General features: G+C 66.2%; 13 protein-coding genes and 1 pseudogene. 5 read left to right on the top strand and 9 right to left on the bottom strand.

Going from position 1 to position 21,916, the window contains the following annotated elements; all coding sequences use genetic code 11:
• Positions 1 to 191: 191 nt before the first annotated feature.
• The 3 genes and pseudogenes from ACPRTJ_RS08065 to ACPRTJ_RS08055 all read left to right on the top strand — a co-directional run.
• Positions 192 to 2,300: pseudogene (locus ACPRTJ_RS08065) on the top strand (putative bifunctional diguanylate cyclase/phosphodiesterase); the annotation flags it as partial.
• 61 nt (positions 2,301 to 2,361) lie between these two features.
• On the top strand, positions 2,362 to 2,862 hold the full coding sequence (locus ACPRTJ_RS08060) for a YgjP-like metallopeptidase domain-containing protein (RefSeq protein ID WP_043863594.1): 501 nt from the start codon (positions 2,362 to 2,364) through the stop codon (positions 2,860 to 2,862).
• A 17-nt stretch (positions 2,863 to 2,879) separates the two neighbouring features.
• Positions 2,880 to 3,176 carry a winged helix-turn-helix domain-containing protein gene (locus ACPRTJ_RS08055; protein WP_043863593.1) on the top strand — a complete coding sequence of 99 codons (297 nt, stop codon included), beginning with the start codon at positions 2,880 to 2,882 and terminating at the stop codon, positions 3,174 to 3,176.
• 68 nt (positions 3,177 to 3,244) lie between these two features.
• On the opposite strand, the gene ACPRTJ_RS08050 is transcribed toward ACPRTJ_RS08055, so the two are convergent.
• Complete coding sequence (locus tag ACPRTJ_RS08050; protein WP_054915757.1) at positions 3,245 to 3,697, bottom strand: GNAT family N-acetyltransferase; 453 nt, start codon at positions 3,695 to 3,697, stop codon at positions 3,245 to 3,247.
• A gap of 242 nt (positions 3,698 to 3,939) precedes the next feature.
• Here ACPRTJ_RS08050 and ACPRTJ_RS08045 point away from each other — a divergent pair, with 242 nt between their 5' ends.
• Positions 3,940 to 4,677, top strand: coding sequence for a substrate-binding periplasmic protein (locus tag ACPRTJ_RS08045; RefSeq protein ID WP_043863591.1), 738 nt, complete (start codon positions 3,940 to 3,942; stop codon positions 4,675 to 4,677).
• Here ACPRTJ_RS08045 and yccS read toward each other — a convergent pair whose 3' ends face one another.
• From yccS to putA, 8 genes are all read right to left on the bottom strand, one after another.
• Complete coding sequence (gene yccS, locus ACPRTJ_RS08040; RefSeq protein WP_043863622.1) at positions 4,678 to 6,858, bottom strand: YccS family putative transporter; 2,181 nt, start codon at positions 6,856 to 6,858, stop codon at positions 4,678 to 4,680.
• A gap of 121 nt (positions 6,859 to 6,979) precedes the next feature.
• Entirely contained in the window at positions 6,980 to 8,161 is a 1,182-nt protein-coding gene (locus ACPRTJ_RS08035; RefSeq protein WP_054915756.1) for an NAD(P)/FAD-dependent oxidoreductase, read from the bottom strand.
• A 121-nt stretch (positions 8,162 to 8,282) separates the two neighbouring features.
• Positions 8,283 to 9,620: an ATP-dependent RNA helicase DbpA gene (gene dbpA / locus ACPRTJ_RS08030; protein WP_229589801.1), complete on the bottom strand. Its 1,338-nt coding sequence runs from the start codon at positions 9,618 to 9,620 to the stop codon at positions 8,283 to 8,285.
• Positions 9,621 to 9,725: 105 nt separating this feature from the next.
• Complete coding sequence (mdtD, locus tag ACPRTJ_RS08025) at positions 9,726 to 11,153, bottom strand: multidrug transporter subunit MdtD (RefSeq protein WP_043863589.1); 1,428 nt, start codon at positions 11,151 to 11,153, stop codon at positions 9,726 to 9,728.
• A gap of 110 nt (positions 11,154 to 11,263) precedes the next feature.
• Positions 11,264 to 12,595: a TldD/PmbA family protein gene (locus ACPRTJ_RS08020; RefSeq protein ID WP_426428542.1), complete on the bottom strand. Its 1,332-nt coding sequence runs from the start codon at positions 12,593 to 12,595 to the stop codon at positions 11,264 to 11,266.
• Positions 12,595 to 14,037, bottom strand: coding sequence for a TldD/PmbA family protein (locus ACPRTJ_RS08015; RefSeq protein ID WP_196933008.1), 1,443 nt, complete (start codon positions 14,035 to 14,037; stop codon positions 12,595 to 12,597). The genes ACPRTJ_RS08020 and ACPRTJ_RS08015 overlap by 1 nt, the downstream gene beginning before the upstream one ends.
• Positions 14,038 to 14,068: 31 nt before the next feature.
• Positions 14,069 to 15,871 (bottom strand): acyl-CoA dehydrogenase, encoded by a 1,803-nt coding sequence (locus tag ACPRTJ_RS08010; protein ID WP_104573004.1) that lies wholly within the window; start codon positions 15,869 to 15,871, stop codon positions 14,069 to 14,071.
• Positions 15,872 to 16,075: 204 nt separating this feature from the next.
• Positions 16,076 to 20,029, bottom strand: a complete 3,954-nt coding sequence (putA, locus tag ACPRTJ_RS08005) for a trifunctional transcriptional regulator/proline dehydrogenase/L-glutamate gamma-semialdehyde dehydrogenase (protein ID WP_054915752.1) — start codon at positions 20,027 to 20,029, stop codon at positions 16,076 to 16,078.
• A 351-nt stretch (positions 20,030 to 20,380) separates the two neighbouring features.
• Here putA and putP point away from each other — a divergent pair, with 351 nt between their 5' ends.
• Complete coding sequence (gene putP, locus ACPRTJ_RS08000; protein ID WP_210013885.1) at positions 20,381 to 21,865, top strand: sodium/proline symporter PutP; 1,485 nt, start codon at positions 20,381 to 20,383, stop codon at positions 21,863 to 21,865.
• The last annotated feature ends 51 nt before the right edge of the window (positions 21,866 to 21,916 follow it).

The raw sequence follows: 21,916 nt of genomic DNA, 5'->3' as shown, positions 1-21,916 counted from the left end.
GAACCGGGGGTTTTCGGCTGCGGGGCCGCCACGGACACCGGATCTGGCCCAACGCGACAGACCGTTAGTCGGGCAACACTTTGTTTATACCGATGATGCCAATGTGCTGACTTCAGATTTGTTTCAGCCAGGTCTAGAGTAAAGCCTCAAGTTCCATCCGGAATCTGGCGTCGTTACACAAGAGAAGCAGCATGGATTGCGCGCACCCTCACACTCACGACAGCGGTTCGGTTTTACTGATCGTCGATGACTACCCGGAAAACCTGATCAGCCTGCAAGCCTTGCTTGCGCGTGAGGACTGGCATGTGCTGACCGCAAGCTCCGGTACCGAAGCCCTGAGCACGCTGCTCGAGCATGAGGTGGACCTGGTGCTGCTGGATGTGCAGATGCCCGGTATGGACGGCTTCGAAGTCGCGCGCCTGATGCGCGGCAGCCAGCGCACCTGCCTGACCCCGATCATCTTCCTGACCGCCAATGAACAGTCCCAGGCGGCCGTGCTCAAGGGCTATGCCAGTGGCGCGGTGGACTATCTGTTCAAGCCATTCGACCCGCACATTCTCAAGCCCAAGGTCCAGGCCCTGCTCGACCAGCAGCGCAACCGGCGTGCCTTGCAGCGCCTGAGCCGCGACCTGGAGGCCGAGCGCGCATTCAACGCCTCGGTGCTGGACAACGCCGCCGAAGGCATCCTGGTGGTGGCCGAGGACGGTCGCATCCGCTTTGCCAACCCGGCCATCTCGCGCCTGCTCCAGGCCCCGGTGGAGCAATTGCAGGGCGCAGACCTGCTGGGCTTCGTGCAGTCGCCCGTGCCAACCCGGTGGCGCGACTCGGCGTTCTACCAGGCCTACCAGGAGCGCGATATCTACCGCCTGCACGACGCCGTGCTGCTCACCGCCTCCGGGTTGCCGCTGCCGGTGGCGTTGTCGTGCGCGGCGCTGCCCGGCGAGCAGCGGGCGATGGTGGTGACGGTGCTGGATATGTCGGTGGTGCGCAACCTGCACCAGCAGCTGGAGTTCCAGGCCGTGACCGACCCGCTGACCGGGCTGCTCAACCGCCGCGGGTTCTGCCAGGCCGCCGAAGCTGCGCTGCTGCGCAGCGAGCATTCCGACAAGGCCCAGGCCCTGATGTACATGGACCTTGACGGTTTCAAACGGATCAACGACTCGCTCGGCCATGCGGCCGGCGACCGCGTGCTGCACTGGGTGGGCGAACAGCTCAAGGAATGCCTGGGCGCCTACGCGATCCTCGGGCGCATGGGCGGCGACGAGTTCACGGCCTTGCTCGATACCCTGGAATACCCGGAGCAGGCGGCGCGCTTTGCCGAAAAGCTGATCGAGCGCATGTCCATCTGCCAGCAGATCGACGGCCTGGAGGTGACGCTTGGCGTGAGCATCGGCATCGCCACCTACTCCGATTGCGGGCCGCACCTGGACGGCCTGCTGCGTGCGGCGGACGCGGCCATGTATGCCGCCAAGCAGGCCGGCCGCCAGCAGTACCGCTACTACGACCAGGAGCTCAACGGTCGTGCTCGCTCGCGCCTGATGCTCGAAGACAGTGTGCGCGATGCGATCGAGCGGCACGACTTCAGCCTGGTGTATCAGCCGCAGGTGGCGTTTGCCGATGGTCGCCTGCGCGGGTTCGAGGCGTTGTTGCGCTGGCAGCACCCCAGTGTCGGCGATGTGCCGCCGGGGTTGTTCCTGCCGTTGCTGGAGGAGGCCAGGCTGGTCTCGCGGCTGGCCAGCTGGATCTACACCCAGGGTGCGGCGCAGCGGCGCGCCTGGGAGGCGCGGTTCGAGCCGGACCTGGTGCTGAGCATCAGCCTCAGCCGCGTGCAGTTCGCCATGCCCAACCTGGTCGAGGAACTGGGGCGGGTGATCGCCAGCCATGGCCTGCGCCCGGCCCAGCTTGAGGTGGAGGTGGCGGAAACCTCGCTGGCCGCCAACCTCGACATCGCGCTGCGTCAGTTGCGCAGGCTGCGCGAGCTGGGCGTGCGAGTGGCGCTGGACGATTTCGGCGCCGGAGAGTGCTCGCTGCGCCTGCTGCGCGACCTGCCCATCGACACGCTCAAGCTCGACCGGCACCTGGTGGCGCGCCTGCCCGGTTCGGCGGCGGACGCGGCGCTGGTCCGCAGTGTCATCGGCCTGTGCCGCGACTATGGCGTGTGTGTGGTGGCCGAGGGCGTCGAGACGCGGGAGCAGGCGCAGTGGTTGCAGGCAAACGGTTGCGCCTATGCCCAGGGCTTTCTGGTGGCACGGCCCCTGACGGCGCAGCGCGCCGGTGATTTCCCGGCTTTTTTCGACTGGCGCAACGAGGCGGCCGGGGAATTGAGTACACTGACGCCTTTGCCTGCAATGCCCCGTGCCCATGACCGTACTCAAGTACCTGCAAGCCTATCCGCCTGCCCTGCAAGACCAGGTGCGCCAGATGATTGCCCAGAACCGTCTGGGTGACTACCTGCGCCAGCGCTACCCCGAGCGCCATGCGGTACAGAGCGACAAGGCGCTGTATGCCTATGCCCAGGCCCTGAAGCAGGAGCACCTGCGCAATGCGCCGAACCTGGACAAGGTGCTGTTCGACAATCGCCTTGATCTCACCCACCGTGCGCTGGGCCTGCACACCGCGGTATCGCGCGTGCAGGGCGGCAAGCTCAAGGCCAAGAAGGAAATCCGCATCGCCTCGCTGTTCAAGGACGCGGCGCCGCAGTTTCTGAAAATGATCGTGGTGCACGAACTGGCGCACCTCAAGGAGAGCGACCACAACAAGGCGTTCTACCAACTCTGCGAATACATGCAGCCGGGCTACCATCAACTGGAGTTCGACCTGCGCATCTACCTGACCTGGCGCGACCTGTCCGGCGCCCAGTGAGCGAAAGGGAATTGCCAATGGAAGTGAGCAAGACCAAGACCAGTTTCTATCGTCGCCTGTACGTGGCGTGGCTGATCGACAGCCGTACCGCCAGCAGCGTGCCGGCGCTGATGGAGGCCACCGGCATGCCGCGGCGCACGGCGCAGGACACCATCGCGGCGCTGGCCGACCTGGACATCGTGTGCGAGTTCGAGCAGCAGGAAGGCGCGCGCAACCATGCCGGGCATTACCGGATACGTGACTGGGGCGCGATCGACAAGCAGTGGATCACCCAGCATCTGCGCAGTATCCGCCAGGTGCTGGGCTACCCCTGAAGCCCCTCCGCCGGCAAGCCCGGCCCCTGCACCTACCCCTGTAGGAGCCGGCCTTGCCGGCGAAGCGTCTAGCCCCGGCGCATGCCGATGTGCGGGATGCCATCCTCCAGATACGCCTCCCCGGCCACCTCGAACCCGTGCCGCGCATAGTAGGCCTGCAGGTGCGCCTGTGCGGACAGGTACACCGGCACCCCTGGCCAGTGCTTCTCGGCCTGCGCCAGCCCCTGCACCATCAGTGCATGCCCCAGCCCCTCGCCCCGCGCCGACGGCGCAATCACCACCCGCCCGATCACCACGTCGCCGCCCTGTGACTCGGGGTCCAGCAGGCGCAGGTACGCCACCAGCTCGCCATCGCGCCAGGCCATCAGGTGGCAGGTGTCGCCCTCCAGGTCCTGGCCATCGGTTTCCAGGTACGGGCATTTCTGCTCCACCACGAACACCTCGATGCGCAGCGTCAGCAGCGCGTACAGCTGTTGCTTGCCAAGGTCGGTGTGATGCTTGCAGATCCAGTCGATGCTCATCGCGTTTCTCTCCTGTGTAGTGCCCCGATCATAACCACGCCGAGCACCTCAGGGCGAAGGTCGCGAATTGCCATGGATCAAGTCGGCGCGGAATCGGCAAAAATAGAGGCAATTAGCTATCACCTGGCACTGCCCGATACCGGAATCTTTGTGTAATCTGGCCGTGCAGCCTAGCTTTGCGCCAACAGAAATCTCATGCCATTCAACAAGAACGCGGACCCGATCCGCTAAGGGATTTGAGCATGCGGCCACTGCTTCGAGCCTTGGGTTTGCTTGGATTGCTGCTCTGTGCCCAGTCGGCCCAGGCCGAAAAACTGCGGCTGGTGGCCGATGCCTGGCCCCCCTTCACCGACGCCCGCCTACCCAGGGGCGGGCTGGCCACCGCCCTTGTCACCACCGCCCTGGAGCGTGCCGGGTTTGCCAGCGAGTTCGAGCAGGCGCCGTGGGCGCGCGCGCTGCTGGGCATCGGCGAGGGCCGCTACGATGTGCTGATCAACGCCTGGCAGAGCGATGCGCGTACCCGCATCGGGGCCTTCTCCCAAGGCTACCTGAGCAACCGCGTGCGGCTGCTCAAGCGCAAGGGCGACGTGCTGCGTTTCGATACCCTGAGCGATCTCTACCCGCACGCCATCGCGGTGGTGCGCGACTATGCCTATGCGGCCGAATTCGACAATGACGGGCGTCTGCAGAAGGTGCCGGTGCGCGACTTTTCGGTGGCGGTGGGCATGCTGGCTGCCGGGCGGGTGCGCCTGACCCTTGAGGACGAATACGTGGCGCGCTACTACCTGCAGCGTGAAAGCGCGAACGTGCGCAACCGCGTGCAGTTCTTCGGCAAGCCGGTGAGCGAGAACAGCCTGCACATCCTGGTCAGCCTCAGGCATCCGCAGCATGCCCAGATCGTGGCCGGCTTCGACAAGGCCATCGCCGCCATGAAGGCCGATGGCAGCTATGCCCGGTTGCTCAAGGACTACGGCCTGTAGTCAGGCCGGGGTGTCCTTGATCAGGTGCGCGGCCAGTGTGCGCAGCGGGCCCAACTGGCGGCAGATCAGTGCCAGCTGGGTCTGCACCAGGCGCTGGTTCTCGTCCATTTCCTCGGGCATCTGCTCAAGGCTCGCTGCCAGGGCTTCCTCGGCGTCGCTGTGGATCGCCACCGGGGTCTTGCTGGCAAGGCCAGTGGCAATTTCGTCGAGGCTGGCGGCCAGGCTGGCACCCGCGCCGTCGATCAACTGCTCGTGGGCCTCGGGTGCCAGTGCGCTGTCACGGTGTGCACCCAGCCCGGAGAGGTAGCTGAGCAGGGTGTGCGAGAGCACCAGGAAGCGAAAGCCCACGTCGGCCTCTTTGCGAAAATGCCCCGGCTCCATGAGCATGTTGGCCAGCGTGGTCGACAGCGCCGCGTCGGCGTTGTGCGCGTTGCGCCGGGCCAGGCGGTAGGCCAGGTCGTCGCTCTTGCCCTGGGCGTACTGCTGCATGATCTGGCGCAGGTAGGTGCTGTTGCAGCTCAGGGTGTTGGCCAGCACCTTGTTCAACCGACGGCCCTGCCAGTCGGGCAGGAACAGGAACACCGCCAGGATCGCGATCAGGCTGCCCACCAGGGTGTCGAACAGGCGCGGCAGGAACAGGCCGTAGCCGTCGCCGATCTGGTTGAAGCAGAACAGCACCATCAGCGTGATCGCCGCCGTGGCCAGAGTGTAGCGGGTGGTGCGGTTGACGAAGAACACCACCCCGGCGGCCACCGCGAACAGCGACTGGATGATCGCGCTGGGGAACAGGTCGAACAGTGCCCAGCCCACGGTCAGGCCGATGGCGGTGCCGATGATCCGCTGCACCAGCTTGCGCCGGGTGGCGCCATAGCTGGGCTGGCACACGAACAGCGTGGTGAGGATGATCCAGTAGCCCTGGGTGGGGTGGATCAGGTGCACCATGCCGTAGCCGATCGACAGCGCCAGCGGCAGGCGCAGGGCGTGGCGAAAGATCAGCGAGGTCGGCGTGAGGTGCTGGCGCAGCCGGCTCCACACATCCTTGAGGCTGCGCGGCGAGCGGTCGAGCAGGCTCGAGTCGCTGTTGTCGGCCAGGTTGTCGGGGTTGCTGGCATCGCCGAGCAGGCGGTCGAGGGTTGCCAGGTTCGCCGCCAGCGCCCGCAGCGAGCGCAGCAGGCCACGCCAGGCCGGGTTGCTCTGGATGCGCAGGTGCTCGAGCGAGGCGTGCAGGTCTTCCAGTGCGGCGGCAAAGCTGGTGTCGTAGACGAACGGCTGGCGCAGCTGGATCGACTCGGACAATTGCACGCACGCCTTGCCCTGCTGGCGCAGCAGGCGTTGGCAGCGAAACAGCACGTCGCTGTGGAAGAACGCCTCGGTGAGAGCGTTGTAGGGGTAGTGCGAGGAACTGGCGCGCTCGTGGATGTCCTGGGCCAGAAAGTACAGCTTCAGGTAGCGGCTCACCTTGGAGCCGGGGCGGCCATTGCCCACGCGGTGCAGGATGATTTCCTTGGCGGCGTTGAGGGCGGCCACCACCTTGCCGTTCTGCTGGGCCAGTTCCAGGCGGCGGGCCTCCACGTCCAGCTGGCGGATGGGCTCGAACAGGGTGGCCTTGAGCTTGAGGTAGCGGCCCAGTTCGCGAAACAGCCGCGCCAGGCTCTGCTGCACCGGCTGGTTGGAGAACAGCGCCTGCCACAGCACCGACAGCAATCCGTACCAGGCGGCGCCTGCCACCAGCAGCAAGGGCTCGTGCCAGAAGTCGGTGACCTGGCCGCCGCGCTGGTCCACGCCGATCATGGTGTACACCGACAGGATCAGTGTGGCCGAGGCGATGGCGCCGTAGCGCTCGCCCAGCGCGCCGAGCATGGTCAGCGCGAACGCCGCCAGCGCCAGGGCGCAGCCGAAGAGGATCGGGTAGGGGAACAGCAGCTCCACCGACAGCGCAGCGACGGTGAAGCACACCAGGGTCACGGCCAGGGCGTTGAGCCGGCCCTGCCAGCTGTCGTCGGTCTCGGCCAGGGCGCTGGCGATGATGCCCAGGAACAGCGGGATCAGCAGCCCCATCTCGTCCTGGTACCAGCACAGCGCCATGCTGCCGGTCAGCGCGATCAATACCCGGATGCTGTAGCTGAACTTGTCCAGGGCCCACAAACGACGCAGCGAGTGACGCAAGGAAGACGATGACATGATAGGGCGGCAGGCCTGCTTGGCGATGATCGAAATTGAGCCGGTCACGGTGGCAGCGAACTGTCACCGTGGTCACGTACCAGCAAAATTTGTTCCGTGATGCGCGATTCTAACGCGAAGGTTAGACGAACTGCGCGGCCGCGTAGGCCGATGCCCAGGCCCACTGGAAATTGAACCCGCCCAGGTGCCCGCTGACGTCCAGCACTTCGCCCACGAAATACAGGCCGGGGCTTTTCAGCGACTCCAGGGTCTTGGACGACACTTCGCGGGTGTCGACCCCGCCCAGGGTGACTTCGGCGGTGCGATAGCCCTCGGTGCCGGCCGGCACTACCTGCCAGGCCGCCAGTTTGTCGGCGACCTCGGCCAGTTCGGCCGGGGTGTACTGCTTCATCGGCCGGGACACGAACCAGTGCTCGGCCAGCAGGTTGGCCATCTTCTTGGTGAAGACCTCGCCAAGCAGGGTCTTGAGTTCGCTGTTGGGGCGTTCGGCCTGTTGCTGTTGCAGCCAGGCGAGGGCGTCATGCTCGGGCAGCAGGTTGATCTCGACGCTGTCGCCGCTGTGCCAGAACGACGACACCTGCAGGATCGCCGGGCCGCTGAGGCCACGGTGGGTGAACAGCAGGTTCTCGCGAAAGCTGGTGCCATTGCAGCTGGCCACGCAGTCCACCGAGGTGCCCGACAGTTCGGTGCACATGGCCTTGAGCTGCGGCTCGGTGATGGTGAAGGGCACCAGCCCGGCGCGGGTCGGCAGCAGGGTGTGGCCGAACTGGCGGGCCACCTGGTAGCCGAAACCGGTGGCGCCCAGGGTCGGGATCGACAGGCCGCCGGTGGCGATCACCAGCGACTGGCATTGCAGCGTGCCCATGCTGGTTTCGAGCAGGTAGCCAGGCTCGAGCTTTTCGATCTGCTCGATGCGCGTGTCCATGCGCAGCTCGGCGCCGGCGCTCTGGAGCTCGCTGAGCAGCATGTCGAGGATGTCGCTGGACTTGTTGTCGCAGAACAGCTGGCCGAGTTTTTTCTCGTGATAGGGCACGGCGTGCTTGCCGACCATCTCGATGAAGTCCCACTGGGTGTAGCGGGCCAGGGCCGACTTGCAGAAGTGCGGGTTGTGCGAGAGGAAGTTGGCCGGCTCGGTGTACAGGTTGGTGAAGTTGCAGCGCCCGCCACCGGACATCAGGATCTTCTTGCCGGGCTTGTTGGCATGGTCCAGCAGCAGCACCTGGCGGCCGCGGTTGGCGGCGTGGATGGCGCACATCAGGCCGGCGGCGCCAGCGCCGATGATGATCACTTCGGTGGAACGCACTGCAAAATCCTCAAATAGGTGTTGAAGCTATCGCGGGTCAAGCCCGCTCCCACAGGAGGTATGCAAGTCCTTGTGGGAGCGGGCTTGACCCGCGATGAGGCCCTGATAGGCGATAAACGACTCAGACGATGCGAACCCGCAGCGAGCGCCCCTTGATCTTGCCGCTGTTGAGCCGCTGCAGCGCCTGCTTGGCCACGCCGCGTTCCACCGCCACGAAGGCCTGGAAATCGAAGATCGCGATCTTGCCCACCTGGGTGCCCGGGATGCCGGCATCACCGGTCAGCGCACCCAGGATGTCGCCCGGCCGCAGCTTGTCCTTGCGCCCGGCACCGATGCACAGCGTGCTCATGGTCGGCACCAGCGGGCCGCCGGCCTGGGGTTTGAGGCTGTCGATCTGCTCCCAGCGCAGGGGCGCCTTCTGCAGCTGCTCGATGGCCTGGGCGCGGTGCGCTTCGGACGGGGCCACCAGGCTCGCCGCCAGGCCCTTCTCGCCGGCACGCCCGGTGCGGCCCACGCGGTGCACGTGAATTTCCGAGTCCCGCGCCAGCTCCACGTTGATGACCATGTCCAGCGCGTCGATATCCAGCCCGCGCGCGGCCACGTCGGTGGCCACCAGCACCGAGGTGCTGCGGTTGGCGAACAGGGTCAGCACCTGGTCACGGTCGCGCTGCTCCAGGTCGCCATGCAGCGACTCGGCGGCGATGCCCTTGGCCTTGAGGTGATCGACCACTTCCTGGCACTGCTGCTTGGTGAAGCAGAACGCCACGCACGACTGCGGACGAAAGTGCGCCAGCAGGGTAGTCACCGCGTCCATGCGCTGCTCGGGCGAGATCTCGTAGAAGCGCTGCTCGATCTGCGTGTCGGCATGCAGCGACTCGGCCTTGACCTGCTGCGGGTTGCGCATGAATGCGGCCGACAGCTGCTTGATGCCGGCCGGGTAGGTGGCCGAGAACAGCAGGGTCTGGCGACGCTCCGGGGTTTGCCCGAGGATGTCGGCGATGGCGTCGTAGAAGCCCATGTCGAGCATGCGGTCGGCTTCGTCGAGCACCAGGGTGTTGAGCCCGTCGAGCACCAGGGTGCCCTTGCGCAGGTGCTGCTGCACGCGGCCCGGGGTGCCCACGATGATGTGCGCGCCGTGTTCCAGCGAGGCGATCTGCGGGCCCAGGGACACGCCGCCGCACAGGGTCAGGATCTTGATGTTGTCTTCGGAGCGGGCCAGACGGCGCAGCTCCTTGGCCACCTGGTCGGCCAGCTCGCGGGTGGGGCACAGCACCAGGGCCTGGCAGCCGAAGTAGCGCGGGTTGATCGGGTTGAGCAGGCCGATGCCGAACGCGGCGGTCTTGCCGCTGCCGGTCTTGGCCTGGGCGATCAGGTCCATGCCCTTGAGGATCACCGGCAGGCTCTGGGCCTGGATCGGGGTCATCTGGGCGTAGCCGAGGGCGTCCAGGTTGGCCAGCATGGCGGCGGACAGCGGCAAGGTGGCGAATTCGGTGGCAATGGTGGTCACGAGGCGGGCCTGCAAAACAAAATGTCGCGCAGTGTACCAGCCTCGTGGCCATTAGCCCTAAGCCTCGATCTCCGGTTCCGGACGACGGGCACGCCTTCCGTCCGCCCTGGACAGCTGCATGAAGATCGCCGCCGCCAGCATCGACATCAGGCCGATGGTCAGGAAGGTCAGCTGGAACGCGCCCAGCGTGGTCTCCACCCCATCGCCGCTGCCGGCGCCGGTAAAGCCGCCCAGCAGTGCGCCGGCGCAGGCCACACCCAGGCTCAGCGAGAGCTGCGCCACCACCGACAGCAGGCTGTTGCCGCTGCTGGCGCTGGCGTCGTCCAGGTCGATCAGGGTCACGGTGTTCATCGCCGTGAACTGCAGCGAGTTCACCGCCCCCAGCAGCCCCAGTTGCACCAGCAGCAGGGCATACGGGGTGTGTTCGTTGACCAGCCCCAGGCTGCACAGCAACACGCCCAGCAGCAGGGTGTTGCCGGTGAGGATGGTGCGGTAGCCCAGGCGCTCGATCAGCGGCCGGGCGATGGACTTGGCGACCATCGCCGAGGCGGCCAGCGGGATCATGCTCATGCCGGCCTGGGACGGCGAATAGCCCAGCGCCACCTGCAGCAGCAACGGCACCAGAAACGGCAGTGCGCCGCTGCCCAGGCGGGCGAACAGGTTGCCGAGGATGCCCACCGAGAAGGTACGGGTGCGAAACAGCCGGGGCGAGAACAGCGGGTTGTCGATGCTGCCGGCGCGCAGCCAGTAGGCGGCCAGGCACGCCATGCCGGCGAACAGCAGCAGCATCACGCGCAGGTGCGGCAGGTGCAGCTCGCCCAGGCCCTCCATGGCGATGGTGATCAGCACCATCGCGGCGCCGAACAGCACAAAGCCCACGCCGTCGAAGCGTGTGCGCTCGGAGCCGCGCAGGTCGGGGATGAACTTCCACACCGCGTAGCAGCCCAGCGCGCCGACCGGCAGGTTGAGCAGGAAGATCCAGTGCCAGCTCAGGTACTCCACCAGCCAGCCGCCCATGGTCGGGCCCAGCAGCGGGCCGAGCAGGCCGGGGATGGTGATGAAGCTCATGATGCGCACCAGTTCGGTGCGCGGGTAGGCGCGCAGCACCACCAGGCGCCCCACCGGCAGCATCAGCGCGCCGCCCAGGCCCTGGATCACGCGGGCGCCGACCAGCATGCCGAGGCTGTTGGACAGTGCACACAGCAGCGAGCCGATGCTGAACAGCAGGATCGCGCTGAAGAAGATGCGCTTGGTGCCGAAGCGGTCGGCGATCCAGCCCGAGGCCGGGATCAGCAGGGCCACGGTGAGCATGTAGGCGATGATCACCGACTGCATGCGCAGCGGGTTTTCCGCCAGGTCGCGGGCCATGGCCGGCAGCGCGGTGTTGAGGATGGTGCCGTCCAGCGACTGCATGAAGAAGGCGATGGCCACCACCCAGGGAATCCAGCGGGCGGTGACGGGGTCCAGCGGGGTGCGGTTGGGCATGCTCTATGTCCTTGAGGGCCCCTTCGCGGGCAAGTCGAAGCGTCGAACCGCAGCTCCCACAGGGGCGGCGGTGATCCCTGTGGGAGCGGGCTTGACCCGCGATGGCGGCATCACAATGTCAGCGTCAGGCGTTTGACCAGCGCCCCCGGCAAATGGCTCGAACTGGTCTGGCGCTGTCCGTAGGTGCTGGTCGACAGGATCAGCTCGCGCTCGGTCGTGAGCGCCTCCAGCTGCGAGCCGAGCAGGCTGTATACGCTGTCGTCGAAGCGCATGGTGCTGACCGGCGCTTGGATCTGACCGTCCTCGACCCAGAATGTCGCAAAGCGCGTCAGCCCGGTCATGCGCGCCGCCGGCAGGTCGGAGTAGTTCAGGTACCACAGGTTGCTGATGTACAGCCCCGTACCCAGCCTGGCGAGCACCTCATCCAGCGCCAGCTCGCCGGCGGCCAGGCTCAAGGCGCTCGGCCACTCGTGGGCCTCGGCGCCATTGGCGACCTGCTCGAACTCGGCGGCGCTGCGCGCGTTGGTCAGCTGTTCGCGCGCCTGCCCTGCGTCCACCAGCTGCACGTCGCTGCGTGGGTAGCCTTCGCCGGAGAACGCCGGGCTCAGCGAGCCGCTGACCTGTTCGGTGATGTTCACCAGCGGGCTCAATGCCGCATCGCCGGCATACAGGCGTTGCAGCGGGCTGTCCTTGCTGGCGATGGCCTGCGCCGAAAAACCGCCCCAGCACAGCATGCCCATGATCTCGTCCATCGCTGCCGGTGCCAGGTAGGCGCGGTACTGGCCGGGGGCGAGGGTCTTGAGTGGACGACCCAGGTACTCCAGCTGCTCGCGGGCCTGGGCCAGGCGCCGGGCGAACGCGGCATTGTCCCACACCTGCCCGGCGTAGTTGGCCTTCACCGCCTGGCCGTTGGCGTGGAACAGGCTGAAGTCGAAATTGAAGCTGTTGGCCTGATGCCAGCCAGAGGCGCCGAACGAACTGGCAAAGCCGCGACTGATCGGCCCGGCGGCATAGATGCCCACCAGGTCCAGCGCGCCGGCGCCGTGTTCGATCTGCTCGAGCACCCGTGCGGTATCCGGCAGCGGGCCGTCCTGTACCTGATGGCTGTGCCAGGCACTATCGTTGAGCAACAGGTACGGGTCGGCAGGGATCAGTGGCAGGATCTGGCGCAGCTCGGCCAGTGCCTGGTGCAGGCGCTCGCGGTCCAGCGCCTGCTCGCCGCTGAGGGTCAGGTGCAGGTCGGCCTGGCGACCGTCGGCAATCAGCTTCAGGCTCGCGCCGGCCTGTTGCACGTCGCCGGCCTGGCGCACCCTGGCATGGTTGAATCGGATGAATTGCGACTGCTCGGCGCTGTAGCTCAGGGTGAACTGTTCGGGGGCGCGCACGTTGTCGCGCAGCCATGCGACCAGGTCCTGGAAGTTGTGCAAAGGGCTGGCGGCCATCAGGCGTCTCCTCCGAATACGTCGATCTGGCTGAACACGCAGGCCGGCGAGGCATGGCCCACGCGCACCACCTGGTTGGGTTCGCCCTTGCCGCAGTTGGGCGTGCCGAGCACCTGGAAGGTACTGGCGTCGCCCACGGCGCTGAGGTTGCGCCAGAAACCGGCGGAAATACCGCGGTAGTTGGGGTTCTTGACCACGCCCTTGAGTTCGCCGTGCTCGATCAACTGGCCCCATTCGCAGCCGAACTGGAACTTGTTGCGCGCATCGTCGATGGACCACGAGCGGTTGGTGCGCATCAGGATGCCGTGCTCGATGCCGCCGATCAGTTGCGCCAGGGACTTGTCGCCCGGCTCGATGTTGAGGTTGGCCATGCGGTCGATCGGTGCGCGGTTCCAGCCGCAGGCGCGGCTGTTGGCCACGCCGTCCAGGCCCGAGCGGAACTGTGACAGCGCACCGCCCAGCGGGCGCACCAGTACACCCTCGCGAATCAGGAACTGCTTGTGGGCCGGGGTGCCGTCGTCATCGTGCGCGTAGCTGGCCAGCTCTTCGGGGATGGCCGGGTCGAAGGTCACGTTGAGCAGTGCCGAGCCGTACTGCAGGTGGCCGAAGTCCTGGGCCTTGATGAAGCTGGTGCCGGCGTAGTTGCGCTCGTCGCCCAGGATGCGGTCCATCTCCAGCGGGTGGCCGATGGACTCGTGGATCTGCAGCATCATCTGGTCGGGCATCAGCAGCAGGTCGCGTACCCCGCTCGGGGTGTTGGGCGCCAGCAGCAGTTGCAGGGCCTGGTCGGCCACCTGGGCCCCGGCACCGAGCAGGCCGCAGCGCTCGATCACATCCACGCCGCCCTGCTGGCCGAAGTTCTCGCGGCCCAGGCTGCGGCTCTGGCTGTCGCTGCCGTCGAAGGCGGTGACGCTCATGCCGGGGAACACGAAGCGTTGCGCCTGGCGCAGTTCGGCGCCGGCACTGTTGAGGTAGATCTGCTCGACCGTGCTCAGGCCCAGGCTGGCCTGCCAGTTCACCAGGCGCGAATCGCCCGGCACACTGGCCGATTCGCGGGCCAGCAGTTCATAGCAGTCGGCCAGGGCCGGGAAGGTGCTGTTGAGGTTGGGCGAGCAGTAGTCGGCGCGGGCGCTGGACACCGGTTGCTCGCGCAGGTCGAGCAGGGCGTGGCGCGCGATCTGGCGGGCCAGCGCCTCGGCCTGGTCAAGGGCGCGTTGCAGGCCGGCCTGGGACAGGTCGGCGGTGGCCGCGTAGGCCTCCACGCCGTTGACGCGCACGGTGAGCATCGCGCCCTGGTCGCGGGTCAGGCTGGGTGGTTCGGCGATGTTCTTGCGCACCGACAGGTGCTGGTGGGCTTCCTGCACATAGCGCAGGGAGAAAAACTCGGCGCCGCTGTTCAGGCCAGCGAAACGCTGGCGCAGCGGCGCGGTGAAATCGAACATGCGCGAACCTCCGGGTGACGGTGGTTCCCCCTCAGAACCACTCCTCGTGCATGCCCGGGCAGGTGTCGTCGCGGGCCTCGAGCAATGCGAGGTCATTATGGCAGGCCGGTACTTCCCAGGTGAGGAAAAACCGTGCGGCCTGCAACTTGCCCCGATAGAACCCGGTATCGGCCGGGTTGCCGCGGGCCAGGCCCTGTTCGGCGCGAATCGCCTGCTCCAGCCAGCGCCAGCCGATCACGCAGTGACCGAAGGCCTTGAGGTACAACGCCGAGTTGGCCAGGGCGCTGTTGACCTGGCCTGTGGACAACTCGCCAAGCAGGCCCAGGGTCACGTGCTGCAGGCGGCTGAGCAGTTGTTCCAGCGGTTCGCGCAACGGGTCCAGCCGGGTGTAGGCCTGGGCCTGGGCGCAAGTGCCGGCGATCAGGCGTACCAGCTGCTTGAGGCCGGCGCCACCGTGCTGGGCCAGCTTGCGCCCTAGCAGGTCGAGTGACTGGATGCCGTGGGTGCCTTCGTGGATCGGGTTCAGGCGGTTGTCGCGGTAGTACTGCTCTACCGGGTAATCGCGGGTGTAGCCGTGGCCACCGAGGATCTGGATCGCCAGCTCATTGGCCTTGAGGCAGAACTCGGACGGCCACGATTTGACGATCGGGGTCAGCAGGTCGAGCAGTTGCTGGGCCTGTTGGCGCTCGTCTTCGGTGGCGGCGGTATGGCTGTCGTCGAACAGCCGGGCGGCGTACAGGCCCAGGTCGAAAGCGCCTTCGACGTAGGCCTTCTGGGTCAGCAGCATGCGTTTCACATCGCTGTGCTGGATGATCGGCACGGCGGCGGTGGCGGGGTTCTTGTTGTCGGGCAGGCGGCCTTGCGGGCGCTGGCGGGCGTAGTCCAGCGAGTACAGGTAGCCGGCGTAGCCGAGCATCACCGCGCCCATGCCCACGCCGATGCGCGCCTCGTTCATCATCTGGAACATGCAGGCCAGGCCCTGGTGCGGCTGGCCGATCAGGTAGCCGACGCACTGGCCGTTGTCGCCGAAGTTGAGTGCGGTGGAGGTGGTGCCGCGCCAGCCCATCTTGTGGAACAGGCCGGCCAGCACCACATCGTTGCGCTGGCCCAGGCTGGCGTCCGGGTTGACCAGGAACTTGGGCACGATGAACAGCGAAATGCCCTTTACCCCGGGTGGTGCGTCGGGGAGTTTGGCCAGCACCAGGTGCACGATGTTCTCGGACAGCGTGTGATCGCCCCCGGAGATGAAGATCTTGTTGCCCTTGAGGCGGAAGCTGCCGTCGGCGGCGGGTTCGGCGCGGGTGCGGATATCGGCCAGCGAGCTGCCGGCGTGGGGTTCGGTGAGGGCCATGGTGCCGAAGAAGCGGCCCTCGATCATCGGTTGCAGGAACAGGCGCTTTTGCTCGTCGGTGCCGAAGTTCTCGATCAGGTTGGCGGCGCCCATGGTCAGGAACGGGTAGGCGGTGGTGCCGGCGTTGGCGGCCTGAAAGTGGGCGAAGCAGGCTTGCGAGAGCAGGGTGGGCAACTGCATGCCGCCGGCCTCGAAGTCGCGATTGGCGTTGAGAAATCCGGCGTCGAGGAAGGCGTCGACGGCAGGTTTGACCTCGGGGATCAGGATGGCCTGGCCGTTCTCGAAGCGTGGCTCGTGCTCGTCGCCCTTGCGGTTGTGCGGGGCGAAGTACTTTTCGGCCAGGGTGCGAGCGGTGTGCAGCGCGGCGTCGAAGGTTTCGCGGCTGTGCTCGGCGAAGCGTGGGCGTTGGGTGAGGGCCTCGGCGTCAAGCACTTCGTAGAGTTCGAAGGCCAGGTTGCGGGCGCTGAGCAGGGTGTCGGACATGGCGGCCATACCTTGGTGGGGATGGGGCCGAGTCTAGGCATGCGGACGGGAGGTGGACAGGTTAATAGGTGGGGGTGATGAGGGGTCAGAACCGTTGTCAGGTGTGTGTCCGCAAAAAAAATCGCGGGCCAGGCCGTCCCCCACAAGAATCTGCATCGATCCTGTGGGGGCGGGCTTGACCCGCGATTGGCAACGCCTCGGTGGTTAGCCGATGGTCATCAGGCTGGCATTGCCGCCCGCTGCGGCGGTGTTCACGCTCAACGCACGCTCGATCACCAGGCGCTCCAGCGCAATCGCGGTTTCACCCGACGACAAGCCTTGCACACCCACGATCGCACCGGCACGCTTGGCCACCTGCTCGCATACTGCGCGCAGCTGGTCCGAATGGCCGTGATGCAGCACCGCGTCGAACACCACCTCGTCCTTGGCCCAGTCGCTCACCAGCTTGATGCGCGCCTGCACATCCTTCGGCAAGCGCCCACGCAAGGCCTTGCCCGGCTCGCCGTCGACGAACACTGCCGAGCTGCCCACCGCCAGTACCGCTGCCAGTTGAGTCAGCAGATCAGCCTCCGACTCGGCCAGGCACAGCACGTGCTCGCGCGGCAGGATGGTGTAGCTGTTGCGCTCGCCGGTCGGGCCGTTGAGCAGGCGGGTGACGCCGCTCTGCGACTGCTGCGCGAACTGCTCGCACAGCTGCGCCAGCTCGGCCTGCTGGTTGCTGCCGGCCCACGCCTTGAGCGATTGCAGCGGCTTGAGCAACTGCTCGCGCAGACGCACGTCCGGGGCAGTGCCGGCGTCGCTGCGCTGGAACGACTGCTCGATGGCATCGGCCGGGCGCGTGGACAGCAAACGGTACAGGTACAGCGGGCCACCCGCCTTGGGGCCGGTACCCGACAGGCCTTCACCACCGAACGGCTGCACGCCGACCACGGCGCCGACGATGTTGCGGTTGACGTAGACGTTGCCGGCATGGACGTTGTCGATCACCTTGGCGATGGTCTCGTCGATGCGGGTGTGCACGCCCAGGGTCAGGCCGTAGCCGGATGCATTGATCTGCTCGATCAGCTGGTCGAGGTGCTTGCGGTTGTAGCGCACCACGTGCAGTACGGGGCCGAAGATCTCACGCTGCAGTTCATCGAAGCTTTCCAGCTCGATCAGGGTCGGCATCACGAAGGTGCCGCGCTTGATCTCTTCACCGTCGGCAATGGCCACCTGATACACGTTGCGACCCTTGTCGCGCATGCCCTGGATGTGTTTTTCGATGCCAGCCTTGGCCTCGGCGTCGATCACCGGGCCGATGTCCACGCTCAGGCGCTCCGGGTTGCCCAGGCGGCTTTCGGCCATGGCGCCCTTGAGCATCTCGATCACGCGGTCGGCCGAGTCTTCCTGCAGGCACAGCACGCGCAGGGCCGAGCAACGCTGGCCGGCGCTGTCGAAGGCCGAGGAGACCACGTCGATGACCACCTGCTCGGTCAGCGCCGAGGAGTCGACGATCATCGCGTTCTGGCCACCGGTTTCGGCGATCAGCGGGATCGGACGGCCCTGGCTGTCCAGGCGGCCGGCAATGTTGCGTTGCAGCAGGCGCGCCACTTCGGTGGAACCGGTGAACATCACGCCCTTGACCCGGTCATCGCCTACCAGGCGCGCACCGACGGTCTCGCCACGGCCCGGCAGCAGTTGCACCACGCCTTGCGGGATGCCGGCCTCGAGCAGCAGGCGCACGGCCTGGGCGGCCACCAGCGGGGTCTGCTCGGCAGGCTTGGCCAGTACCGGGTTGCCGGCAGCTAGCGCTGCAGCCACCTGGCCACTGAAGATCGCCAGCGGGAAGTTCCACGGGCTGATGCACACCACCGGGCCCAGCGGGCGGTGGGCGTCGTTGCTGAAGTCGTTGCGTGCCTGCACCGCGTAGTAGCGCAGGAAGTCGACCGCTTCGCGCACCTCGGCGATGGCGTTGGCGTAGGTCTTGCCGGCTTCGCGGGCCAGCAGGCCCATCAGCGGCTGGATCTCGCCTTCCATCAGGTCGGCGGCACGTTCCAGGATCGCGGCACGCTCGGCCGGCGGGGTGGCCTGCCAGATCGGTGCGGCGTTGAGTGCGCACTGGATGGCGTTGTCGGCGTCCTCGACGGTGGCTTCCTGCACGTGGCCGACCACGTCACGGTGGTCGGACGGGTTCAGCACCGGTGCGGCAGCTTCGTCGCTGGACGCGCAACCGAGCATCGGCTCGGCTTTCCAGTCGTTGTGCGCGGTGGCCAGCAGGGCGCACGACAGCGAGGCCAGGCGGTGTTCGTTGGCCATGTCGATGCCGCTGGAGTTGGCGCGCTCGGCACCGTACAGGTCACGCGGCAACGGGATGCGCGGGTGCGGCAGGCCGAAGCCGCCTTCCTGGGTGGCCATGCGCTCGATGGTCGCGACCGGGTCGGCCACCAGTTCCTGGATCGAGATCGACTGGTCGGCGATGCGGTTGACGAACGAGGTGTTGGCGCCGTTTTCCAGCAGGCGACGCACCAGGTAGGCCAGCAGCGTTTCGTGGGTGCCGACCGGGGCGTACACGCGGCACGGACGGTTCAGCTTGCCGTCGGCCACCTTGCCCACCACCTGTTCGTACAGCGGCTCGCCCATGCCGTGCAGGCACTGGAACTCGTACTGGCCCGGGTAGTAGTTCTGCCCGGCGATATGGTAGATGGCCGACAGGGTGTGGGCGTTGTGGGTGGCGAACTGCGGGTAGATGGCTTCGGGCACCGACAGCAGCTTGCGGGCGCAGGCGATGTAGGAGACGTCGGTGTACACCTTGCGGGTGTACACCGGGTAGCCTTCCAGGCCTTCGACCTGGGCGCGCTTGATCTCGCTGTCCCAGTAAGCGCCCTTTACCAGGCGGATCATCAGGCGGTGACGGCTGCGGCGTGCCAGGTCGATGACGTAGTCGATCACGTAAGGGCAGCGCTTCTGGTAGGCCTGGATCACGAAGCCGATGCCGTTCCAGCCGCTCAACTGCGGCTCGAAGCACAGGCGCTCGAGCAGGTCCAGCGACAGCTCCAGGCGGTCGGCCTCTTCGGCGTCGATGTTCAGGCCGATGTCGTACTGCTTGGCCAGCAGGGTCAGCGACAGCAGGCGCGGGTACAGCTCGTCCATCACGCGCTCGTACTGGGCGCGGCTGTAGCGCGGGTGCAGGGCCGAGAGCTTGATCGAGATGCCCGGGCCTTCATAGATGCCGCGGCCATGGGAGGCCTTGCCGATGGCGTGGATGGCCTGCTCGTAGGAGGCCAGGTATTTCTGCGCGTCGTGCTCGGTGAGCGCGGCTTCACCAAGCATGTCGTAGGAGTAGCGGAAACCCTTGGCTTCGAACTTGCTGGCATTGGCCAGGGCTTCGGCAATGGTCTCGCCGGTGACGAACTGCTCGCCCATCAGGCGCATGGCCATGTCGACGCCCTTGCGGATCATCGGCTCGCCGCTCTTGCCGATGATGCGGCTGAGCGAGGAGGTGAGGCCGGATTCGTTGTGCGTGGACACCAGTTTGCCGGTCAGCAGCAGGCCCCAGGTGGCGGCGTTGACGAACAGCGACGGGCTGTTGCCCAGGTGCGGCTGCCAGTTGCCGGTGCTGATCTTGTCGCGGATCAACGCATCGCGGGTGCCCTTGTCGGGAATGCGCAGCAGGGCCTCGGCCAGGCACATCAGCGCCACGCCTTCCTGGGACGACAGCGAGAACTCCTGCAGCAGGCCCTGGACGATGCCGGCGCGGCCGCTGGCGCTCTTCTGGTTGCGCAGCTTTTCGGCAATGCCGGCGGCCAGCTTGTGGGTGGCCTCGGCCATGGGCGCGGGCAGGCGTGCCTGCTCCAGCAGCATCGGCACCACTTCCGGTTCCGGACGACGGTAGGCGGCGGTGATCGAGGCGCGCAGCACCGACTGCGGCAGGATGCTTTCGGCGAACTCGAGGAAGCACTGGTGCGAGTGGTCGGCCTGCACATCGCCGGCGTCGTCGCCCTGATTGCCGGGCTGACCGCTGAGTTCGGTCAGGGTGGCGCCACCCTCGAGCTTCTCCAGGTAGTTGAAGATCGCCTGCTTGATCAACCAGTGCGGGGTGCGGTCGATGGACTGCGCAGCCGTTTTCAGTCGCTCGCGGGTAGGGTCGTCGAGTTTGACCCCAAGGGTGGTCGTCGCCATTTCTTATCCTCATTATTGCCACTGGGCCGTGGCTAAGCTGGCGCCAAGATTAGCCGGGCGCCTTTGTGGGTGCAACCTAGTGCAACCCAAATAATCGCGTTGAGGAGTGCAACTCGTCCGGTGGCTAAAACCCCACAGCATAAATGGCTGTTCAAGGTGCATTTGCTTATGTAAACGGCGGTTTTTGCTCCCAAATGGAGCAAAAACACGTTGTTATGCGAAATATCCGACCAGGTGCAACTTGACTGAAGAAACTGGTTGCACCTTGTTTGCGTTGTTGCATAGGATTCGCCGCCTGGGTGCAACCGTTAGCGGCTGTCACTACATAAAAACAAACGCCAGGGCGCAACAATGAGTTTTAGCAATCCAATCACGATCACGTTCGTGATCTATATCGCGGCAATGGTGCTGATCGGCTTCATGGCCTATCGCTCCACCAACAACCTTTCCGACTACATCCTCGGTGGCCGCAGCCTCGGCAGCGTGGTGACCGCACTCTCGGCCGGTGCCTCGGACATGAGCGGCTGGTTGCTGATGGGCTTGCCGGGCGCCATCTACATGTCGGGCCTTTCCGAAGCCTGGATCGCCATCGGCCTGACCGTCGGTGCCTACCTGAACTGGCTGTTCGTGGCCGGCCGCCTGCGCGTGCAGACCGAGCACAACGGCGACGCACTGACCCTGCCGGACTATTTCGCCAGCCGTTTCGAAGACCATAGCGGCCTGCTGCGCATCATTTCGGCAATCGTGATCCTGGTGTTCTTCACCATCTATTGCGCCTCCGGCATCGTGGCCGGTGCCCGCCTGTTCGAAAGCACCTTCGGCATGTCGTATGAGACGGCGCTGTGGGCCGGTGCTGCAGCCACCATCGCCTACACCTTCGTCGGTGGCTTCCTGGCGGTGAGCTGGACCGACACCGTGCAGGCCACGCTGATGATCTTCGCGCTGATCCTGACCCCGGTGATCGTGCTGATCGCCACCGGCGGCTTCGACACCACCTTCCTGGCCATCGAAGCCCAGGGCGCGGGCAACTTCGACATGTTCAAGGGCGCCACCTTCATCGGCATCATCTCGCTGATGGGCTGGGGCCTGGGCTACTTCGGCCAGCCGCACATCCTGGCGCGCTTCATGGCGGCAGACTCGGTGAAATCGATCGCCAATGCCCGTCGCATCTCCATGACCTGGATGATCCTGTGCCTGGCCGGTACCGTGGCCGTGGGCTTCTTCGGCATCGCCTACTTCTCGGCGCACCCTGAAGTGGCCGGCCCGGTCACCGAGAACCACGAGCGCGTGTTCATCGAACTGGCCAAGATCCTGTTCAACCCGTGGATTGCCGGTGTGCTGCTGTCGGCCATCCTGGCAGCAGTGATGAGTACCCTGAGCTGCCAGCTGCTGGTGTGCTCCAGCGCCCTGACCGAAGACTTCTACAAGACCTTCCTGCGCAAGAACGCCTCGCAGGTCGAGCTGGTATGGGTCGGTCGCCTGATGGTGCTGGCGGTTGCGCTGATCGCCATCGCGCTGGCCGCCAACCCGGACAACCGCGTGCTGGGCCTGGTGGCCTACGCCTGGGCCGGCTTCGGTGCCGCCTTCGGCCCGGTGGTGCTGATTTCGGTACTGTGGAAGGGCATGACCCGCGACGGCGCACTGGCCGGTATCGTGGTGGGCGCGGTGACCGTGATCCTGTGGAAGCAGTTCGACACCATGGGCCTGTACGAAATCATCCCGGGCTTCCTGTTCGCATCGCTGGCGATCTACTTCGTGAGCAAGGCGGGCAGCCCGTCGGCTGCGATGGTCAAGCGTTTCGAAACCGCTGAAGCGGCGTTCCACGCCGACAAGTAACACGGCTGCATCATGCTGCCCGGCAACGGCCCGGCCTCTTCTGGAGGTCGG

This window comes from Pseudomonas palmensis, assembly GCF_049942755.1.
GTDB lineage: Bacteria > Pseudomonadota > Gammaproteobacteria > Pseudomonadales > Pseudomonadaceae > Aquipseudomonas > Aquipseudomonas palmensis.
The sequence above is the reverse complement of the archived record's forward strand: the minus strand, read 5'-3'. Positions and strand labels throughout refer to the sequence as shown.

What these genes read in the sequence shown, in the direction of transcription:
- ACPRTJ_RS08060 (WP_043863594.1), top strand. Translation starts at nt 2,362, where the DNA reads ATGACCGTACTCAAGTACCTGCAAGCCTATCCGCCTGCCCTGCAAGAC.
- ACPRTJ_RS08055 (WP_043863593.1), top strand. Translation starts at nt 2,880, where the DNA reads ATGGAAGTGAGCAAGACCAAGACCAGTTTCTATCGTCGCCTGTACGTG.
- ACPRTJ_RS08050 (WP_054915757.1), bottom strand. Translation starts at nt 3,697, where the DNA reads ATGAGCATCGACTGGATCTGCAAGCATCACACCGACCTTGGCAAGCAA.
- ACPRTJ_RS08045 (WP_043863591.1), top strand. Translation starts at nt 3,940, where the DNA reads ATGCGGCCACTGCTTCGAGCCTTGGGTTTGCTTGGATTGCTGCTCTGT.
- yccS (WP_043863622.1), bottom strand. Translation starts at nt 6,858, where the DNA reads ATGTCATCGTCTTCCTTGCGTCACTCGCTGCGTCGTTTGTGGGCCCTG.
- dbpA (WP_229589801.1), bottom strand. Translation starts at nt 9,620, where the DNA reads ATGCTGGCCAACCTGGACGCCCTCGGCTACGCCCAGATGACCCCGATC.
- mdtD (WP_043863589.1), bottom strand. Translation starts at nt 11,153, where the DNA reads ATGCCCAACCGCACCCCGCTGGACCCCGTCACCGCCCGCTGGATTCCC.
- ACPRTJ_RS08020 (WP_426428542.1), bottom strand. Translation starts at nt 12,595, where the DNA reads ATGGCCGCCAGCCCTTTGCACAACTTCCAGGACCTGGTCGCATGGCTG.
- ACPRTJ_RS08015 (WP_196933008.1), bottom strand. Translation starts at nt 14,037, where the DNA reads ATGTTCGATTTCACCGCGCCGCTGCGCCAGCGTTTCGCTGGCCTGAAC.
- ACPRTJ_RS08010 (WP_104573004.1), bottom strand. Translation starts at nt 15,871, where the DNA reads ATGTCCGACACCCTGCTCAGCGCCCGCAACCTGGCCTTCGAACTCTAC.
- putA (WP_054915752.1), bottom strand. Translation starts at nt 20,029, where the DNA reads ATGGCGACGACCACCCTTGGGGTCAAACTCGACGACCCTACCCGCGAG.
- putP (WP_210013885.1), top strand. Translation starts at nt 20,381, where the DNA reads ATGAGTTTTAGCAATCCAATCACGATCACGTTCGTGATCTATATCGCG.